This is a genomic window from Stenotrophomonas aracearum (genome assembly GCF_031834615.1).
GTDB lineage: Bacteria > Pseudomonadota > Gammaproteobacteria > Xanthomonadales > Xanthomonadaceae > Stenotrophomonas > Stenotrophomonas aracearum.
The window spans coordinates 1,705,332-1,724,974 of the sequence record NZ_CP115543.1 but is presented as its reverse complement, the minus strand read 5'-3'; the positions used below and the strand labels follow the sequence as shown (position 1 = coordinate 1,724,974).

Genomic DNA, 19,643 nt, shown 5'->3' with positions numbered 1-19,643 from the left:
AGCATTCCTTCTAGTGGCGCATTCCCTTGCGCAGGAGTAGCCAAAGACCGGTCGCGGAGATTATCCACGTTACGGCCACGGCAGCCTCCCACCTCGGCTGCAAATACGTGCAAGCATTAAACACTGTAATACTGAACAAACCAAAAACAAAGTACATCCCTGTAACCGAAGTGTGCGTTGCTCCACCTTTGACGGCGCGCTGGTACAGATGCTGGGTGTGGGGTTCCATCCACCTCTGCCCGGAGAGCATGCGCGCCAGCAGTGTGAAGCCCGCGTCCACGAGGAAGGCGGTGAGTGGCACCAGCAGCAGCAGCCAGGACACCGTGGTTGCCACGCTGGCCAGGCAGACCAGGGCGGCCACCGCATAGCCGAGCGCGCCGCTGCCGACGTCCCCCATGAAAATCCGGGCCCGGGGGAAGTTGAACGGCAGGAAGCCCAGGCACGCCAGGGCCAGCACCACGCCGGCCAGCGCCAGCGGACCCGGCAGCACCAGCGCGAACGCGGCGCCGGCCAGGATGGCCTGGGTGGTGGCAATCCCGTTGATCCCATCCATGAAGTTCCAGATGTTGATCAGGGATGTCGTGAACAGCAGGGCCAGCGCCGCCTGCCAGGGGTTGCCGGTAGCGTTCCAGACCAGCCCGGCCAGCAGGCTGGCGGCCACCACATGGACCAGCAGCCGGCGCACCGCCGGCAGCGGCCGGTGGTCGTCCCACCAGCCGATCCCGGCTACCAGGGCGAGGCCCAGCCCGAACACCAGCAGCGTGGTGCGGGCCTGCGGCCAATAAAATGCGCCGGCAACGACCGCCAGCAGCAGGGTCAGCACGATGGCGATTCCGCCGCCGCGCGGGGTCGCAACGCCATGGCTGCGGCGTTCGCCGGGCTGGTCCAGCAGGTTGCGCCGCAGCGCGTAGTAGCGGGCGCACGCGGTGAGCACCGCCGCGACTGCCAGCACCGCCAGCAGTCCGATCCACACTCCCGGGAACATGGGTCAGAGTACCGCGTAGTTCAGCAGCGGCTTGACCGTTCCCCACTCCTTGCAGCTCGGGCATTGCCAGTGATGGGTGCGCGCGCCGAAGCCGCAGCGGGTGCAGCGGTAGGCGGGATTGCGGACCAGCAGCTGGTCGGTGATGTGCTTGAGGTCGTGCAGGGTCGCAGTGGAATCGGCGCCCTCGGCCAGGGTCAGGTCGATCAGGGCAGACTCGCCACGGACCGACGGACGATCCTTGAGCTGGCGGCCCAGGTAGGCGCGCGCGGGGGCAACGCCTTCCTGCTCTTCCATCAACTGGGTCAATGCCAGGACCGGGGCGATGCCGCGGTAGTGCTCGGTCATTTCAGAGAGGAACGCGCGCGCGCCGCCCAGGTCGCCCACCTTTCGGTAGTTCTGCATCAGCGGCTGCAGCACCTCGGGCAGGTACTCGGGATCGTTGCGGGCTGCGCGCTCGAAGGCGCGCACCGCCGCTTCGGCATTGCCCGAATCGGTTTCCAGGCGACCTTCGATGATGCCAGCGCGGACCGACATGGCGTCGGCCTGGTAGGCGCGGGCAATCGCCGCACGCGCCTCGTCGATCTTGCCGGCGCCACGGAAGCGCTCGGCCAGCTCGCATTCGAACTGCCCGACCAGCTTGCCCATCGGCTCACCGGTGACTTCCTCGTAGCGGGTGGCGTTGTCGATCGCCTTTTCCCAGTCGCGCTCGGCCTGGTAGATGCCGATCAGGTGCTTGAGCGCCTGCGGGGCGCGCTGGTCGATCTGGGCCAGTTCGGAGAACACGGTTTCGGCGCGGTCCAGCAGGCCGGACTTCATGTAGTCCTCGCCGAGCGCCAGCAGGGCCTGGACGCGCTGGGCGTCGCTCAGGTCGGTACGGTTGACCAGCCCCTGGTGCAGGCGGATGGCCCGGTCGACCTCGCCTCGGCGGCGGAACAGGTGGCCCAGCGCAACCTGGGTTTCAAAGGTTTCCTTGTCCAGCTCCGCAATGTGCAGGAACAGTTCGATGGCCTTGTCCGGCTGCTCGTTGAGCAGGTAGTTCAGGCCGCGGAAATAAGTGCTTGAGAGACGGCTGACCTGGTTGTCGCCGTGGCGCTGCCCGCCACGCCGGCCGATCACCCAGCCGGACACCGCTGCCAGCGGCAGGAACAGGAAAAACCAGAACCACTCGGAGACGAATTCCATCGGCGCTTATTGTCCGTCGAAAGGAGAAGAAGGCATGCGTTCGGTCAAAGAGTAGCCGAAGGGATGTAAAGGGTGCATCCGCGAGGGCGGACGACTTGGCTCAGGCCGGATCGCTTTCCAGCGGCACCACGGCGCTGACGCGCTCACGCAGTTCCTTGCCCGGCTTGAAGTGCGGGACATGCTTGCCCGGCAATGCGACCGATTCCCCGGTCTTGGGGTTGCGACCCAGCCTGGGCGGCCGGTAGTGCAACGAAAAACTGCCGAACCCGCGGATCTCGATGCGATCCCCGCCGGCCAGCGCCCCGCCCATCATTTCCAGCAACGACTTTACCGCCAGATCGACATCGTCCGACTTCAGATGCGCCTGTCGGCGCGCCAGGATTTCGATCAACTCGGATTTGGTCATTGCGGACTCGCGTCGAGGGCCTCAAACCCTGAAACGGCCCGGACAATTGTCCGGGCCGTCCAGGAACTACTGCAACGGGTAAGACCGATTACTCGGACTTGTTGCCGTTCAGCTGTGCACGCAGCAGCGCGCCCAGCTGGGTGGTGCCGCTGGAAGCCGAAGAGGACTGGTATTCCTCCAGCACTTCGCGCATTTCCGCGTCGTCCTTGGCCTTGATCGACAGCTGCAGGGTACGACCCTTGCGATCCATGCCCACGAACTTCGCTTCAACCTTGTCGCCGACCTTCAGGAACTGGGTCGCGTCGTCGACGCGCTCGTTGGCAACGTCACGAGCCGAGACGTAACCTTCGATGCCGTCAGCCAGTTCGATGGTAGCGCCCTTGGCGTCCACTTCCTTGACCACGCCTTCGACCTTCGAACCCTTCGGGTTGGCAGCCATGTACTGACCGAACGGATCCTGCTCCAGCTGCTTGACGCCCAGGCTGATGCGCTCGCGCTCCGGATCGACGGCCAGGACGACGGCGTCCAGGTTGTCGCCCTTCTTGAAGTTGCGGACCACGTCTTCGCCGGTGGTGTTCCAGCTGATGTCGGACAGGTGCACCAGGCCGTCGATACCGCCGTCCAGGCCGATGAAGATGCCGAAGTCGGTGATCGACTTGATCTGGCCCGACACCTTGTCGCCCTTCTTGTGGATGGCAGCGAAGGTTTCCCACGGATTGGCGGCAACCTGCTTCATGCCCAGCGAGATGCGGCGACGCTCCTCGTCGACGTCCAGGACCATGACTTCAACTTCGTCACCGACCTGCACAACCTTGGACGGGTTGACGTTCTTGTTGGTCCAATCCATTTCGGACACGTGCACCAGGCCTTCGACGCCCGGCTCGATCTCGACGAACGCGCCGTAATCGGTGACGTTGGAGACCTTGCCGAAGACGCGGCTGTTGGCCGGGTAACGACGGGCGATGTTGTCCCACGGATCCTCGCCCAGCTGCTTCAGGCCGAGCGAAACGCGGTTGCGCTCGCGGTCGAACTTCAGCACGCGCACGTCCAGCTCGTCGCCGACGTTCACGACTTCGGACGGATGGCGCACGCGCTTCCAGGCCATGTCGGTGATGTGCAGCAGGCCGTCGATGCCGCCCAGGTCCACGAACGCGCCGTAATCGGTCAGGTTCTTGACGACACCCTTCAGGATCGCGCCTTCCTGCAGCTTGTCCATCAGCTGCTCGCGCTCTTCCGAGTGCTCGCTTTCGACGACAGCGCGGCGCGAGACCACGACGTTGTTACGCTTGCGGTCCAGCTTGATGAGCTTGAATTCCAGCTCCTTGCCTTCCAGGTAGGCCGGGTCGCGCACCGGGCGCACATCCACCAGCGAACCGGGCAGGAACGCGCGGACATCCTTGATGTCCACGGTGAAACCACCCTTGACCTTGCCGCTGATGCGGCCGGTGATGGTTTCGTTCTTTTCCAACGCTTCTTCCAGCTCGTCCCACACCATGGCGCGCTTGGCCTTCTCGCGCGACAGGACGGTTTCACCGAAGCCGTTCTCGATCGAGTCGAGGGCGACCTTGACGACATCGCCTTCGGCAACGTCGATTTCGCCAGCGTCGTTACGGAACTGTTCGATCGGCACGATGCCTTCGGACTTCAGGCCGGCGTTGATCACCACGACGTCGCCGCGGACTTCAACGACAACACCGCTGACGATGGCGCCCGGCTTCAGCTTGGCCAGATTGGCCTGGCTGGCTTCAAACAGTTCGGCAAATGATTCGGTCATTAGATTTACTCTGTTGGACACATGGGCATTGGTTCCCGGAAGGGTTCCGTTTACTGCCCGCCTGTTGGTCGACCCCGGAAACGCAGGTCGTGTGTTAAGTAGGAAAACCGCCACGCATCATTGCGGGACGGAGCTTGTGTTGCCTTGCATTGGTGCGACTACCGCCGATGGATTGACGGCCTCCTTGCAACGGATCAGGCACCCGAAACCGGAAGCAGATCCAGTACCTTGGCAACGACGGTGTCGATGCCGATACCACTGGTGTCGATGACGACGGCATCGTCTGCCGGCTTCAGGGGCGCCACTGTGCGCTGTGCATCACGGGCGTCGCGGGCCATGATCTCGCGCAGGAGGTCATCAAAGTTAACAGAAACCCCCTTGTCTTTCAACTGGTTATGCCGACGCTCCGCGCGCTCCTCGGCGCTGGCGGTCAGGAACACCTTGAACGGGGCGTCCGGGAAGATCACGGTGCCCATGTCGCGGCCGTCGGCGACCAGGCCGGGCAGAACCCTGAATGCGCGCTGGCGCTCCTTGAGGGCGGCCCGGACTTCGGGGATGGCGGCGATGGCGGAGGCCAGCGCGCCGGTGGTCTCCAGGCGCAGCTCGTCGGTGGCGTCGGTCTCATTGACGATGACACGCAGCCCGCCGTCGCCGGCTTCAACGAACTTCACATGGGTGTCGAAGGTGCAGCGGACCAGCGCGGAAGCGTCGGAGGTGTCGATGTCGGCCCAGCTTGCGGCGACGCCCACGGCGCGGTACAGGGCGCCGGAATCCAGGTAATGCCAGCCCAGCCGGCGTGCGACAATGCGGCTGACGGTCCCCTTGCCGGCCCCGGACGGGCCGTCGATGGTGAGCACGGGAGGTAGCTGGTTCATGGGTTTCCCTGTGGATTTGACCGCCCATTCTAGCCCCTGGCGGGCCGGCACCGAGACTTTTTTGGTGCAACCACTTGAAAGGATGGAAAAAAGCCCGGTAGAATGGCGGGCTTGAACGAGCGTCACCTGCCGATTGTCATCTGCATATCGCGGCCGCGCTCCACCCGAATCCACGTTTACGCCGAGGTATGCAATGAAAGTCCTGTCTTCCCTGAAGTCGGCCAAGTCCCGTCACCGCGACTGCAAGGTCGTCCGTCGTCGCGGCAAGATCTTCGTGATCTGCAAGTCGAACCCGCGTTTCAAGGCTCGCCAGCGCTGAGCCCAAGGCGTCCCGACCCCCATGGTCGCGACCTGCCTGAATAAAAAGCCGCCTCCGGGCGGTTTTTTATTGCCGATTTTGTTGTAATTGGCCCACACCGTTCTTGATGACTGGGGAGTAGATCGAGATGAAGCGTTACCTGTCCACCCTGCCGTTGCTTGCCCTGCTGGCCTGCGCCAGCGTCCACGCCGACACGCTGCTGATCGACCGTACCAAGGAGCAGCCCACCACGGCCGTTCCGGTTCGCGGCCAGACCGCCAGCCAGGTCCAGGCTGCCTTCGGCGAGCCCAGCGAAAGGCTGGATCCGCGCGGCGGCCAGAAGCGCCAGTGGCCGACCATCAACCGCTGGGTCTACCCGCAGTTCACCGTCTACTTCGAGAAGTCGAAGGTGATCGACGTGGTGGTCAACAAGGCCGACAGCAACGAAGTCGGCCCGAGGCCGCCGATCCGCTGACCCACCCCACCCCGCCCGCCGGCATCCGGCGGGTCATTGCACCGAGACCATGAACGACACGCTCCGTTTTCCGGCCGAATGGGAATCCCAGTCCGCCATCCTGATCGCCTGGCCCCACGCCGACACCGACTGGGCCGACCGCCTGGGTGACGTCGAGGACACCTACATCGCGCTGGTCGCGGCCATCACCCGCTTCCAGCCGGTGGTGATCATCGTGGCCGATGACGACCTGGAGGCGTACGCGGACGCGCGCCTGCGCTCGAACCGGATCGATACGGACCGGGTGCGGTTCGTCACGGCGCCCTACGACGACACGTGGCTGCGCGATTCGGGCCCGATCACGCTGCGCCGTGCGGACGGCGGCTTCCTGCTGCTGGATTTCCGTTTCACGGGCTGGGGCGGGAAGTTCGAGGCGAGCCTGGACGACCAGCTGGTGGGGGTGCTGCACCAGGCGGGTCTGTTCGCGGACGCAGAGCTGAAGAGCATTCCGTTCGCGCTGGAAGGCGGTGCGATCGAGACCGACGGGGCGGGCACGCTGCTGACGACGTGGCAGTGCCTGCACGAGCGTCATCCGGAGCGCGACCGGGCGTCGCTGAGCGCGGACATGGCGGGCTGGCTGGCGCAGGACCGGGTGCTGTGGCTGGACCACGGCTATCTGGAAGGCGACGACACGGACGCACACATCGATACGCTGGCGCGTTTCGCGTCGGTGGACAGCATCGTGTACCAGGCCTGTGATGACAGCACGGATTCGCATTTCGCGGAGCTGCAGGCGATGGGCAACGAGCTGGCGGCGCTGCGCACGGCCGGGGGCCAGCCGTACCGGCTGTTCCCGCTGCCGTGGGCACGGCCGGTGATCGACGAGGGTCGCCGGCTGGCGGCGTCGTATGCGAACTACCTGATCCTTAACGGTGCGGTGCTGATGCCGGCGTACGGCGACGTCGCGGACGACGCGGCGCGCGACGTGCTGGCCCGGGCCTACCCGAACCACGAGATCGTGCAGGTCCCCTGCCGCTCGCTGATCTGGCAGAACGGCAGCCTGCACTGCATCACCATGCAGTTGCCTGCCGGTGTGTTGGCTGGGTAAGGCCCTGTTGGTATTCGATGGTTTCCTTGGCGCCGGGCTTTGCCCGGCGCTTTTGGTTTTGGGCGAACGGCCGTGGGCTGCACGGGTTACCTGGCTTGGGCCGCCCGGTGCCGGTTTGCGGGGTCGCCGTGAATCCGTCCATGGAGGCTACGCGGACGCCATCCATGGCGCCGAGTCCCCCGCAAACCGACCCCGGGCGACCCTTTGACAGTGTGGCGGTGGCCACGGGAAAAGCGGGTGCCGGCCGTAGGCCGGCGTCGCGATGCCGATCATGTTCATGCGTCACCGGGCGCGGGCGATTTCACGGCGGTCGTTTGGGAACCGACCCTACCCTGCGGACGGTCGCACGCGCGTAGTGACACGCCATGCGTGTCCGCCCTTTCCCACCGCACACGACCATGTGTGGGGGCGGCCGCCGGGTAGCCCCCGGAGGGACGCTAGAAAACATGGATGTTTTCTAGCAGCCCCCATGGACGGGTTCACGGCGTGTCCCGGAGCGGGGCTGCCCGGCGGCCGCCCCTGCACGTAGCATCGAAGACGCCGGCTTTGGCTTTCGCTCCAACCCATTTAACCCCCAGCACGCCCTACACACCCATCCGCGATAAACTGCGTTTTTCCCCCTGCAGGACCCGCCCCGGATGAGCTCACGCCACACCCTTTCCGTCGCCCTGATCCAGGAGCGCAACCACGGTGACGCGACCGCCAACCTGGCCGTGATCGAAACGCGCGTGGCTGAAGCGGCTGCCCAGGGTGCCAAGCTGGTGCTGCTGCAGGAACTGCACAACGGTGCGTACTTCTGCCAGCACGAGTCGGTCGATGAGTTCGACCTGGCCGAGCCGATCCCGGGCCCCAGCACTGAACGACTCGGCGCGCTCGCCAAAAAGCATGGCGTGGTGATCGTCGGGTCGCTGTTCGAGCGTCGCGCCGCCGGCCTGTACCACAACACGGCGGTGGTCTTCGAGAAGGACGGCACGTTGCTGGGCAAGTACCGCAAGATGCATATCCCGGACGATCCCGGCTTCTATGAGAAGTTCTACTTCACCCCCGGCGACATCGGCTTCAAGCCGATCGACGCCTCGGTGGGCCGCCTTGGCGTGCTGGTGTGCTGGGACCAGTGGTATCCGGAAGCCGCGCGCCTGATGGCGCTGGCCGGTGCGGAACTGCTGCTTTACCCCACCGCCATCGGCTGGGACCCGGACGACCAGAAGGATGAGCAGGGCCGCCAGCGCGATGCGTGGGTGCTGAGCCATCGTGGCCATGCCGTGGCCAACGGCGTGCCGGTGCTGAGCTGCAACCGCGTGGGCCATGAGGCGTCGCCGCTGGGCGCGTCCGGCATCCAGTTCTGGGGCAACAGCCACGTGCTCGGTCCGCAGGGCGAGTTCATCGCCGAAGCCGGCGGTGAGCCTACCGTGCTTGTGTGCGACGTCGACCTGCAGCGCAGCGAACATGTGCGCCGCATCTGGCCGTTCCTGCGCGACCGCCGCATCGATGCCTATGGCGACCTGCTCAAGCGCTATATCGACTGATCCCACAGGAACCCTGCCCCGTGACCGTGCAGCTGCGCGATGCCACCGATGCCGACATTGCGGCCATCACCGCGATCTATGCGGTGGAAGTGACCGACTTCGTCAACACCTACGAGTACGACGTTCCCGACGCGGCCGAGATGCTGCGACGGATGCATGACATCGTTGCGCGGGGCTTCCCCTACATCGTGGCCGAGGTCGATGGCCAGGTTGCCGGCTATGCGTACGCCAATACCTACCGCGGGCGCATCGCCTATCAGTGGACCGTGGAGAACTCGGTCTACGTCGATGCCGCCTTCCAGGGGCGTGGCGTGGGCACCGCGTTGATGCAGGGCCTGATCGACGCCTGCGTGGCGCGGGGTTACCGGCAGATGGTCGCGGTGATCGGCGAACCGTCCAACACCGCCTCGATCAAGCTGCACGAACGCTTCGGTTTCCACACTGTCGGCATCTTCCGCGGCCTGGGCCGCAAGCACGGCCGCTGGCTGGATACCGTGCAGATGCAGCGCGCGCTCGGCGACGGCGCCGACAGCGCCCCTTCCAATGAATGACGAAATGACTGAGAACCTGATGGACCCCAACGGCGACACCCTGTTCGCCGGCCAGCCCGTGCGCGTGGTCGAACGCGACGGCGTGCGCTACACCCTGCTTGGCACTGCGCACGTTTCACAGGCGAGCGTCGAGGTGGTGGAACGCGCGATCAACAGCGGGCGTTTCGATGCCGTGGCGGTGGAACTGGATCCGCAGCGCCTGCAGGCCCTTACCAACCCGGACGCGCTGGCCAAGCTCGACCTGGTCGAAGTGATCCGCAAAGGCCGGGTCGCCCTGTTCGCCGCCAACCTTGCCCTCGCCGCTTACCAGCGCCGCCTGGCCGAGCAGCTGGGCATCGAGCCGGGCGCCGAACTCAAGCGCGCGGTCGGCCTCGCCAACGAACGCAACCTGCCGGTGCACCTGATCGACCGCGAAGTCGGCCTGACCTTCAAGCGCGCATCGCAGCGGCTCGGGTTCGTCGGCAAGATCAAGCTGGTGATGGGCCTGGGCACTGGCCTCTTCGCGTCCGAAGATGTTGGCGAAGACGAGATCGAGAAGCTCAAGCAGGGCGACATGCTGGAGGCCAGCTTCGGCGAGTTCGCCAGCGAAAGTCCGGCCCTGTACGAAACCATCATCGGCGAGCGCGACCGGTACATGGCGACCCGCCTGCGCGAAGTGCATGACCCGGCGCAGCGCGAGGTGCTGGCGGTGGTGGGTGCCGGGCATCTGGCCGGGCTGGCAAGGTATCTGGAAACCGATACCGATGCACCGGGTCCGCTGCGCGAGTCGCTGGAGTCGGTGCCGAAGAAGCGCAACATCCCGTGGATCACGCTGGCCATCCTGGCCATCGTGCTGACCGGGATCGCGGTGGGCTTCTATCGTGGCGGGCTTGGCGTCGGCACGGAGCTGCTGGCGGTCTGGGCGATGTACACCGGCGGCCTGGCGGGCCTGGGTTGCCTGCTGGCCGGCAGCCATCCGCTCAGCATCCTGACCGCGATCGTGGTCGCGCCGTTCAAACCGTTCCGGCTGAGCATTCCCACCGGCGCGTTCGCCGCGCTGGTGGAAACCCGGCTGCGCAAGCCGGCGTACGAGGATTTCCTCAAGCTGCGTGATGATGCGCAGTCCCTGAAGGGCTGGTACCGCAACCGGGTAACCCGGGTGGTGCTGACCTTCATGCTGACCAATCTCGGCAGCATGCTTGGGTTGTGGCTGACCGGCTTCCAGGTGTGGAGCAAGGTCGGCGCGTGAACAGACGCCGACCCACGGGCGGCATTCAATGTGAGATGTAGTTCCAAGGAGAGTCGATGGACGCAATGGACAGTCTGGAGCGGGACGGCTACGTAGTGGTTCGAGGTGCGGTGGATGCCTCTCTGGTCAACGAACTCAACGAACGCATCAGCCGCTTCAAACAACGCAACGCCAAGGCCGCGGCGCGTAACCTCGACGAGCATGGGCGGCTGTATCGCGTGGTCAACCTGCATCTGGCCATCGATGCGATGACAAAGCTGCTCACCGAGAATGCGGCCATCGCCGTGTGCGACGCATTCTTCGGAGAACCCACTTCGCTGTACACCAGCCTTTACTACGAGCGGGGCTCGGAGCAGTCGTTGCACCGGGATACCCCTGTGTTTGCCACCACTCCGCTGGGGCGCTACATGGGCGTCTGGGTGGCCCTGGACTCGGTATCCGATGACAACGGTCCCCTCATGGTGGTCCCGGGAAGCCATGCGCTGCCCCCGATCGACGTGCACGCCATTCGCCAGCGGCTCTATGGCGAGGGACCGATCGATCCGATGTCGCCGGAAGGCTGGACTGCCTACCAGGACGCGGTGGCCGCCCAGTGCGAGGCCGCAGGCCTGGTGCCGCAACCGGTGCACGTGTCGCCGGGCGACGTCATCATCTGGCACCCGCAGCTGTTCCACGGAGGTGCCCCGCATGCAGCGACGCGCACCCGGCGCAGCGTCGTCATGCATGTCACGCCCAAGGGCATGCCGGTGGGACACATGGACGTCTTCTACGATCCGTCCAGGGCCCGCCAGCAGGCCCCCTGGCGCTACTACCAACGCGATGGCCGCCATGTTGCCCGCTTCAAACACGTCGACTTCGGCCACCAGTACAAGGTCCGGACCTGGTTTCTGCGCAAAGGGTGACAGAAACCTAGGCCGGTTCGATCACCGCGTCGCTGCCCTTCGGAGGCAGGCCCCTCGCCCGCCGCACGATCCGGGCCACGCTGATGCTCATGTCGTCGAGCATGGCGTAGATGGTCGGCAGGAACAGCAGGCTGACCACGGTGGAGAACGCCAGGCCGCCGGCGATGGCGCGGGCCATTGGATAGTACGGCGGGCCGTCGCCCAGCAGCTGGGTGTCGGTCAGCGAGATCGGGATCATCGCCAGGATCGCCGTGCCCATGGTCATCATGATCGGGCGCAGGCGCTCGCGTGAGCCTTCCACCAATGCCTGGGTGCGGGCCATGCCGCGCCGGCGCAGGTTGTTGATGTGCTCGATCATCACGATGCCGTTGTTCACCACCACGCCCATCAGCACCAGGATGCCGATGAAGGACATGATCCCGAACGAGGTGCCGGTCAGCCAGAACAGCCAGAACACCCCGAAGATCGAGAACAGCACCCCGCTCATGATCGCGGCCGGGAACAGCAGCGATTCGAACACCGCCGCCATCACCACGTAGATCATCACCAGTGCGATCACCAGGTTGAACATCATCTGCTGCATCGCCTCGTTGTCGTCGCCGAAGTCGCCGCCGTCGAAGGTGAAGTTGTAGCCGGCCGGGAAGCTCATCGGCTTCAGCGTCTCCTCCATCGCCTTGCGGCCTTCCGGCGCGGTGACCTTCTCGGCCAGGTTGGCCTTGATGGTCAGCGTGGTCTGGCGGTTGGTGCGCCCGACCCGCGTGGCCGAGGGTTTGATGCTGACGTCGACCAGGCTCAGCAGTGGCACCGAACGCCCGTCGCCGGTGCGCACGGTGAAGCTGGCCAGGTCTTCCGGGCTGCTCTGCTCGGCACCGGCGAAACGCACCCACACCGGCACCTCGCTGTCGCCACGACGGAACTCACGCAGCGGGGCACCACGCAGGGCGAGGCCGACGAAGCTGGCGACCTGCTCGGCATTGAAGCCGAACGCCGCCGCGCGCTCGCGGTCGACATGGATGGACAGCTCGCTGCCCTTCTCGCCATTGTCGATGCGCACGTCACGCAGTTCCTTGCGCTGGGCCAGCAGCGGCACCACGTCTTCGCCGATTTCCTGCAGCATCTGGGTGGAGTCGCCGATCAGCTGCACTTCCACGCCCTTGCTGCCACCGCCGCCACCGCCGTCGCCGCCCTGGTTGCCGACGATGTAGTCGGCGCGCGCCGAACGCGGCAGCCCCTTGCGCAGCGATTCCTGCACCGCCGCCATGTTGCCGGTGTGCTTCTCGTCCAGGGTCATGATGGTGCTGCTGCCTTCCTGCTCGCTGTACCAGGAATACACCTGGGTGATGTGCAGCTTCTCGCGGTTCTGCTGCAGGTATTGTTCGACCCGCGCGACCTCGTCGGACATCTGTTCGCGGGTGAACGCGCCCTTCCAGTTGTAGCCGATGAACACGTCGGTCCCGCCTTCGCCGCCGAACATGTCGACCTTGGTCAGCTTCATCGGCACCAGGCTGATCAGCACCACCATGATGATGCCGAACACGCTCCAGCCCCGGTGCTCCAGCGTCCACTGCAGCACCGACGCATAGCGCCGCTGCAGCCGCGCGATCACGCCGGTCTGTGAATGCACCAGCTTGGGCGTCTGCATGCGCGCCGACAGCATCGGGATCAGGCTGACCGCCACCAGCCACGACGCCATCAGCGAGACCGAGATGGTGATCGCGATCTGCGCCATGAAGATGCTGATGTTGTTGGTCTCGCCGAACAGGTTGGGCACGAACACGATGCAGTGGCACAGGGTGCCGGCGCTGAGCGCGATGGCCACGTTGCGGGTGCCGACGATCGAGGCCTGCACCGGCTGGTCGGGCATGCGCTCGCGTTCCTGGTAGATGCTCTCCACCACCACCACCGCGTTGTCCACCAGCATGCCCACGGCCAGCAGCAGGCCCATCATGGTCAGGATGTTGAGGGTGACACCCACGAAATACATGAAGCCCAGCGTGATCACGAAACAGATCGGGATCGCCAGCGTCACCATCAGCGTGGACGGCCAATGGCGCAGGAAGAAGAACAGCACCGTCACCGACAGCAGCAGGCCGACCGCGCCGGCCTCGGCCAGCTCCAGCAGCGAAGACGTCACCGTCTTGCCCTGGTTGTCGATCACCTTGATGTTCACGTCGCGCATCGACGGCTGCTTGCGGATCGCCTCCACTTCCGCCAGTGCACCGCGCGACACCTCCACCAGGTTCGCGCTGCGCTCCTTGTAGATGTCCAGGCCGACCGCCGGGTTGCCGTCCAGGCGGCGCCCGTAGTTCATGCGGGTGGGCTTGAGCCGGATCTCGGCGATGTCGCCCAGGCGCAGGCCCTTGGTGTCGATCACCAGCTCGCGCAGTTCCTGCAGGTCGGTGATCTCACCGACCGGCTGGATCCGTACGCGCTGGCCGTTGTCGTCGATCTGCCCGGCCGAAATCGAGAAGTTCAAGGTGCGCAGCCGCTCGCTGAGCTCGTTGATGCTCAGGTTGTGCGCGGTCAGGCGATCGGCGTCGATGGCGATCTCCACCTCGTTCGGTGGCGCGCCGGAGATCTCCACCCGGGCCACCCCCGGTATGCGTTCGATGCGCCGCTTGAACTCGCGGTCGAGCATGTCGTACGCGCCGGTGAGGTCGGAGGTGCTGGCCAGGCGCACCTTCAGCACCGGCTCGTCGCTGCTCGACCACTTGAACACGTTGTAGCGCTGCAGGTCGTCGGGCAGGTCGGTGCGGATCGCGTCGATGCGCTCGCGCGCGTCGGAGGCGGCGATGGCGATGTCGCGGTCCCAGTCGGTGAACTCGATGAAGATGCTGGCGCCTTCGGCGGTGGCCTGGGAGCGCATGCGCTTGATCCCGGTCATCGTCGCCAGCGCTTCCTCGGTCGGCCGGATGATGGTGCGCTCCACTTCCTCGGGCGTCGAACCCGAGTACGGCACCTGCACGAACAGGAACGGCGCGGAGATGTCCGGCAGCGCCTCCAGCGGCAGCCGGAACGCGGCGATCAGGCCCACCACCACCAGTGAGACGAACATCATGATGGTGGTGATGGGACGGCGGATGGAGAACTCGGCGATGCTCATGCCGGCTCCTGTGCCGCGTCGCCGGCCGTACCCGGGGTAGCCGCGGCATCCATGTGGTGCTTGCGGCCGCGCTCGCGGTAGTAGGCATCGCCACGACGGTCGAGCAGGTCGTACACCACCGGGATCACCAGCAGGGTCAACAGGGTGGAAACCAGCAGGCCGCCGATCACGGTGATCGCCATCGGCGCGCGCACTTCGGCCCCCTCGCCCATCGCCACCGCCAGCGGCAGGAAGCCGAACAGGGTGCACAGCGTGGTCATGATGATCGGGCGAAGGCGCGAACGTGCACCTTCCACCAGCGCCTGGTGCTTGGCCACGCCGGCCTCGCGCAGCTGGTTGACCTTGTCGATCAGGATGATCGCGTTCTTGGTGACCAGCCCGACCAGCAGGATCAGGCCGATGAACACCACCACCGAGATCGGCTTGCCGGTCAGCATCAGCGCGAGGATCGCGCCGACCAGGGCCAGCGGGATGGTGAACAGGATCACGAACGGATGCAGCAGCGATTCGAACTGCGAGGCCATCACCAGGTAGACCAGGAAGATCGCCAGGCCGAAGGCGAAGATCAGCGAACGCGCCGACTCGGCCAGCTCCTCGCCCTGCCCGCCAATATGCATGCCCACGCCGGCACCCAGCGGCTCCCGGGCCACCATCTCCTGCACTTCGCGCACGGCGCCGCCGAGGTCGATGTCACGCAGGTTGGCCGAGACCACCGCCACGCGGGTCTGGTCGGCGCGATGGATCTCGCTCGGGCCGTTGGTGGCGACCACGTCCGCCACCGCATCCAGCGTCACCGGCCGCGAACTGCCCGGATTGACGATCAGCCGGCGGATGCCCTCCACGCTGGCACGGTCGCCTTCCTGGGCACGCACCAGCACGTCGATCTTGCGGTCGCGGAAGCTGTAACGCGTGGCCACGTCGCCGCGCACCTTCTTGACCACCACGTCGGCGATCTGGCGCGTGGTCAGGCCCAGCGCACCGGCGCGTTCCTGGTCGAAGCGGATCTGGATTTCCGGGAAGCCCTCTTCCACCGTCAACTTGACGTCGGCGTAGTGCGGGTTGGCACGCAGCCGTGCGGCCAGCGCCTGGCCCGCGTGTTCCAGCGTCGCCATGTCCTGGCCGCGCAGTTCCACTTCCAGCGGCGTGGAGAAGCTGAACAAGGCCGGCCGCGCGAAGTCGACCTGCACGCCCGGATGGCCCTTCATCGACGCACGCAGGCGTTCGGTGATCGCCGCTTCGGTGCGCGCACTGCCACCGTCGGCCATGACCACGGTGAGCTTGCCGATGTTCTCGCCACTCTCGGTCGGGCTGGCATCCAGCCGCGTGCCGCTGCCACTGACGCCGTACAGCGAGGTGATGCTGTCGTCCTTGGCGTGGGCCAGCTGCAGCTCGCGCACCAACGCATCGGTCTGCTTCAGCGGCGTACCGGCCGGCAGCTTGGCGGTCATTTCAAAACGGTCCTGGGCCAGCTGCGGAATCAGGTCCGCGCCCAGCATCGGCACCAGCGCCATCGTGGCGAAGAACGCCAGCGCGGCCAGCCCCAGCACCTTGCCCGGATGGGCCAGCGCGCTGGGCAGCAGCTTCAGGTAGCCGCGCTCGGCACCGGCATATGGCTTCATCGCCAGGTCGCTGGCCTTGCGCATCACCGGACCGATGACGGCGGTGAGGCCACGCCACACTTTGACGATTGCCCAGGCGATACCGAACACGGTCCAGCGCACCAGCGCACCCAGCCCGCGACGACCGCCGGCCACCGGCTTGAGCCAGCGATTCTGCGGCTGCCACGTGGCGTGCGCCGGTTCTTCCGGGAACGCCAGCGGCGGGCGGCCCTTGAGCGAGCTCAGCATCGGAATCAGGGTCATCGCCACCAGCAGCGAGATCGCAATGGCGATCGCCACGGTCAGCGCCTGGTCGCGGAACAGCTGGCCGGCGATGCCGTCGACGAACACCAGGGGCAGGAACACCGCGATGGTGGTCAGGGTCGAGGCGACCACCGCCATGCTCACTTCGCGGGTACCGGCAATGGCCGCCTGCAGGATGCCGAGGCCGCGTTCGCGCGCCTTGGCGATGCTCTCCAGCACCACGATCGAGTCGTCCACCACCAGCCCGGTGGCCAGTGCCAGGCCGCCCAGCGACATCACGTTCAAGCTCAGCCCGAGCTGGCCCATGAAGAAGAAGGTGGTGATGATCGAGACCGGCAGTGACAGGCTGATCACGAAGGTGCTCCAGCCGTCACGCAGGAACAGGAAGATGATCAGGATCGCCAGCAGGCCACCGATCACCGCGTCCTTCTTGACGTCGCTGATCGCGTGTTCGATGAAGCGCGACTGGTCTTCAATCGTGGTCAGTTCGGCATCGCCCGGGATCTGCGCCTTGATCTGTTCGAGCTTGGCACGCAGTGCTTCGGCGGTGGCCACGGTATTGGCGTCGCCTTCCTTGTAGATCGCCAGTTCCACCGCTTCACGACCGCCCAGGCGGATGATCGCCTCGCGTTCCTTGAAGCCCTGGCGCACGGTGGCGACATCCTTCAGGCGCACCGGCACGCCGTTGGCGATGGTGGTGGAGCTGCTGCTGGAAGCGCTCTGCGCGGCCGAGGCGGCGGCGATGGCCGCGTCCGAACCGCTGGAGGCGGCAATCGCGAACATCTGCTGCATGGCCGCGTCGGCCGCGCTGCCGGTGCTGCCCTGGGTGGTCACCAGCAGGTTGCGGATGTCCTCCAGGTCGGCGAACTGGTTGACGGTGCGCACCAGGAAGCGCTGCGAGCCCTCCTCCAGGCGGCCGCCGGAAATGTTGATGTTCTCTTCCTTGAGGCGCTTGATGACGTTGTCGATCGGCAGGTTGAGCTGGGCCAGCTTCTGCTGGTCGATGTCGACCTGGATCTCGTCCTCGAGGCCACCGCCGACCTTCACCGCCGCCACGCCGGCCACCGGTTCCAGTTTCTTCTTCAGGTCTTCGTCGGCATAGCGGCGCAACGCGGTGAGCTGGCGCACGGCGTCGGCGTCGCTGGCCGGGTCGGCCCTGGACGCGATCACCAGGCGCATGATCGGCGCGGTGGACGGATTGAAGCGCAGCAGCACCGGGGCCTTGGCCTCCAGTGGCAGGTTCAGCGCTTCCATCTTGTCGCGCACCTCCAGGCCGGCCTGGTCCATGTTGGTGCCCCAGGCAAACTCGAGCACCACATCGCTCTGCCCGGTGCGCGAGATCGACTTGAGCTTGCGCAGGTTCTTGACCACGCCCACGGCCTCTTCGACCGGTTCGGTGATCAGCGTTTCGATCTCGGTCGGGGCTGCACCGGTGTACTCGGTGCGCACGGTCAGGGTGGGATAGCTCAGGTCGGGCAGCAGGTTGACCTTGAGGTTGCCCAGTGCGATCAACCCGAACAGCACCAGGGTGATCATGAACATGAAAATGGTGACGCGGCGGCGGGTGGCGAACTCCACCAGGCCGCCGCCGGGGGCGTCCGGGTGGTCGTGGCCGGCCGGACTCATTGGCGGGTCTCCGCCTTGGCCGGGGCAGCCTTGCTGGCCACGGTGGCCGCCGGTTTGTCGCCGATCACCTGGACCGCGGTGCCGTCGCGCAGCGCGACCTTGCCGGCAGTCACGACCTTGTCGCCGGCGACCAGGCCGTCGCGGATTTCCACCCACGGCCCTTCGGCGTAGCCCAGCTTGACCGGGACCCGTGCGACCTTGCCGTCACGCACGCGGAACACGGCCGGGTCGCCGTCGTCGAGCAGGGCCAGGCGCGGCACCACCAGCGCGTCGGCGCGCTGGTCGTAGTCGATCCGGATGCGACCGAACATGCCAGGCTGCAGGCCTTCGGCACCTTCGCCGAAGCCGCTTACGACACGGAAGGTGCCGCTGCCGGCATCGACCACCGGCGAGATGCGGTCGACCTTGCCGGGGAAGGATTTGCCCGGCAGCGCGTCGGCCACCAGGGTCACCGGCTGGCCCGGACGCAGCGTGGCCAGTTCGCGCTCGGGCACGTTGAGGGTGGCCTCCAGCCGCGAGTTGTCGACGATGCGGAAGATCGGCGTGTTGATCTGCACGAAGTTGCCGGTCTTGATCGACCGCGAGGCGATCACACCGGAGATCGGCGCCACCACCGTGGTGTAGGACAGCTCGAGCGTAGCCAGGCGGTACTGCGCGCGCACGTTTTCCAGGTCGTAACGCAGCTGGTCCACGTCGGCAGCGCTGACCATCTGCTGGCCGACCAGCTTCTGCGCACGCTGGTAGCTGTTCTCCAGCTTGCGCATCTGCGCCTCGCTCTGGGCCACGGCCAGGCGCGCACGGTCCGGGTCCAGCCGCACCAGCGGCTGGCCGGCACGCACCTGCTGGCCTTCCTCGACCAGCACGGCCAGCGCCACGCCGGAGGTCTTGGCCACCACCTGCGATTCGGCGCGGGCTTCCAGCGCCGCCGTACCGGTGTAGCTGGCCGCGACCGCGCGGCGGGTGGCCGCAGCGGCTTCCACCGGCACCGCTTCAACGGCCTTCTCGGCCTTGGGGTCCTTTTCGGCGGCCGCCGCGTCGCCGGCCGGGCCACCGGCGCCGCAGCCGCCCAGCAGCAGCGAGGTGGAGATGATCAGCGCCGCGGCGCAGGTTCCGGTGCGGCCGGGCAGAAGAGAGATTCGCAACATCGTCGTGTCCCTGAAGGATGCGTGGGCAGGTGTGGTAGCAAAGTAATGCACCACGTCACGACTACACCATATCCCAAAGGTCATGGTGACCTGCGGCCGCCTGTCGGCAATGCCCGGTTTCAGCTAGATGAAAACGCAGGCTATACTCGGGTCAGTTCCGTACCCCACGCCGGAACGACCAGAACCCGTATATCGGAAACGACATCATGCGCCCGCAGCCGCTCGCCGCTTGTCTTGCTCTGGCCGTCCTCCTGCCCTTCGGGGTTGCCGTCCAGGCCGCACCTGCTCCAGCTCCAGCCGTACCCGCCGTACCCGCCGCTGCCCCGGCAGCCGCGCCCGCCGCCCCGGCCGCCCCGGCCGCCCTGACCGGGCAGTTCGACAACGGCCGGGTGCTCGCCTACACGTGCCAGGGGTGCCACGGCATCACCGGGTACAAGAACGCCTACCCCAGTTACCGGGTGCCCAAGATCGGTGGGCAGACCCAGCAGTACCTCAGCCAGGCGCTGAGCGAGTACCGCACGGGCAAGCGCCGGCATCCGACGATGCAGGCGCAGTCCATGAGTTTCAGCGAACAGGAGATCGCCGATCTCGCTGTTTACCTGTCCACCGTCAAATAAG

At 66.2% G+C, this 19,643-nt stretch carries 16 protein-coding genes; 8 read left to right on the top strand and 8 right to left on the bottom strand.

Annotated features, from left to right (window positions below; genetic code table 11):
- Positions 1 to 10 precede the first annotated feature (10 nt).
- The 5 genes from PDM28_RS08025 to cmk form a co-directional block, all read right to left on the bottom strand.
- On the bottom strand, positions 11 to 985 hold the full coding sequence (locus tag PDM28_RS08025) for an MraY family glycosyltransferase (protein WP_102945616.1): 975 nt from the start codon (positions 983 to 985) through the stop codon (positions 11 to 13).
- A 3-nt stretch (positions 986 to 988) separates the two neighbouring features.
- On the bottom strand, positions 989 to 2,167 hold the full coding sequence (gene lapB, locus PDM28_RS08020) for a lipopolysaccharide assembly protein LapB (protein WP_070209367.1): 1,179 nt from the start codon (positions 2,165 to 2,167) through the stop codon (positions 989 to 991).
- Between the two features lie 100 nt (positions 2,168 to 2,267).
- A complete protein-coding gene (locus tag PDM28_RS08015; protein WP_017355596.1) occupies positions 2,268 to 2,573 on the bottom strand; it encodes an integration host factor subunit beta in 306 nt (101 codons plus the stop codon).
- An 88-nt stretch (positions 2,574 to 2,661) separates the two neighbouring features.
- Positions 2,662 to 4,347, bottom strand: coding sequence for a 30S ribosomal protein S1 (gene rpsA / locus PDM28_RS08010; RefSeq protein ID WP_070209366.1), 1,686 nt, complete (start codon positions 4,345 to 4,347; stop codon positions 2,662 to 2,664).
- 194 nt (positions 4,348 to 4,541) lie between these two features.
- Positions 4,542 to 5,222, bottom strand: coding sequence for a (d)CMP kinase (gene cmk, locus PDM28_RS08005; RefSeq protein ID WP_102945618.1), 681 nt, complete (start codon positions 5,220 to 5,222; stop codon positions 4,542 to 4,544).
- Positions 5,223 to 5,415: 193 nt separating this feature from the next.
- Between cmk and ykgO the strand changes: the two genes are divergently transcribed.
- The 7 genes from ykgO to PDM28_RS07970 all read left to right on the top strand — a co-directional run bounded on the left by ykgO (position 5,416) and on the right by PDM28_RS07970 (position 11,289).
- Complete coding sequence (gene ykgO / locus PDM28_RS08000; RefSeq protein WP_017355593.1) at positions 5,416 to 5,541, top strand: type B 50S ribosomal protein L36; 126 nt, start codon at positions 5,416 to 5,418, stop codon at positions 5,539 to 5,541.
- Between the two features lie 127 nt (positions 5,542 to 5,668).
- Positions 5,669 to 5,995, top strand: a complete 327-nt coding sequence (locus tag PDM28_RS07995) for a hypothetical protein (RefSeq protein WP_070209364.1) — start codon at positions 5,669 to 5,671, stop codon at positions 5,993 to 5,995.
- Between the two features lie 49 nt (positions 5,996 to 6,044).
- The gene (locus tag PDM28_RS07990; RefSeq protein ID WP_311184393.1) at positions 6,045 to 7,082 is read left to right on the top strand and encodes an agmatine deiminase family protein; all 1,038 of its coding nucleotides are present in this window, start codon (positions 6,045 to 6,047) and stop codon (positions 7,080 to 7,082) included.
- 638 nt (positions 7,083 to 7,720) lie between these two features.
- The gene (locus tag PDM28_RS07985) at positions 7,721 to 8,608 is read left to right on the top strand and encodes a carbon-nitrogen hydrolase (protein ID WP_311184392.1); all 888 of its coding nucleotides are present in this window, start codon (positions 7,721 to 7,723) and stop codon (positions 8,606 to 8,608) included.
- Positions 8,609 to 8,628: 20 nt separating this feature from the next.
- Positions 8,629 to 9,159 (top strand): GNAT family N-acetyltransferase, encoded by a 531-nt coding sequence (locus tag PDM28_RS07980; RefSeq protein ID WP_070209194.1) that lies wholly within the window; start codon positions 8,629 to 8,631, stop codon positions 9,157 to 9,159.
- Positions 9,152 to 10,387 (top strand): TraB/GumN family protein, encoded by a 1,236-nt coding sequence (locus PDM28_RS07975; RefSeq protein ID WP_311184391.1) that lies wholly within the window; start codon positions 9,152 to 9,154, stop codon positions 10,385 to 10,387. The genes PDM28_RS07980 and PDM28_RS07975 overlap by 8 nt, the downstream gene beginning before the upstream one ends.
- Positions 10,388 to 10,443: 56 nt before the next feature.
- Positions 10,444 to 11,289, top strand: coding sequence for a phytanoyl-CoA dioxygenase family protein (locus tag PDM28_RS07970; protein WP_311184390.1), 846 nt, complete (start codon positions 10,444 to 10,446; stop codon positions 11,287 to 11,289).
- Positions 11,290 to 11,296: 7 nt separating this feature from the next.
- On the opposite strand, the gene PDM28_RS07965 is transcribed toward PDM28_RS07970, so the two are convergent.
- From PDM28_RS07965 to PDM28_RS07955, 3 genes are read right to left on the bottom strand one after another with little or no spacing between them, the layout of a single operon-like run.
- Positions 11,297 to 14,392: an efflux RND transporter permease subunit gene (locus PDM28_RS07965; RefSeq protein WP_311184389.1), complete on the bottom strand. Its 3,096-nt coding sequence runs from the start codon at positions 14,390 to 14,392 to the stop codon at positions 11,297 to 11,299.
- Positions 14,389 to 17,880, bottom strand: a complete 3,492-nt coding sequence (locus PDM28_RS07960) for an efflux RND transporter permease subunit (protein ID WP_311184388.1) — start codon at positions 17,878 to 17,880, stop codon at positions 14,389 to 14,391. Before PDM28_RS07960 ends, PDM28_RS07965 begins: the two co-directional genes overlap by 4 nt.
- Positions 17,877 to 19,025 (bottom strand): efflux RND transporter periplasmic adaptor subunit, encoded by a 1,149-nt coding sequence (locus tag PDM28_RS07955; RefSeq protein ID WP_102945624.1) that lies wholly within the window; start codon positions 19,023 to 19,025, stop codon positions 17,877 to 17,879. The genes PDM28_RS07960 and PDM28_RS07955 overlap by 4 nt, the downstream gene beginning before the upstream one ends.
- 206 nt (positions 19,026 to 19,231) lie before the next feature.
- Here PDM28_RS07955 and PDM28_RS07950 point away from each other — a divergent pair, with 206 nt between their 5' ends.
- The gene (locus PDM28_RS07950) at positions 19,232 to 19,642 is read left to right on the top strand and encodes a c-type cytochrome (RefSeq protein ID WP_311184387.1); all 411 of its coding nucleotides are present in this window, start codon (positions 19,232 to 19,234) and stop codon (positions 19,640 to 19,642) included.
- Position 19,643 lies beyond the last annotated feature (1 nt).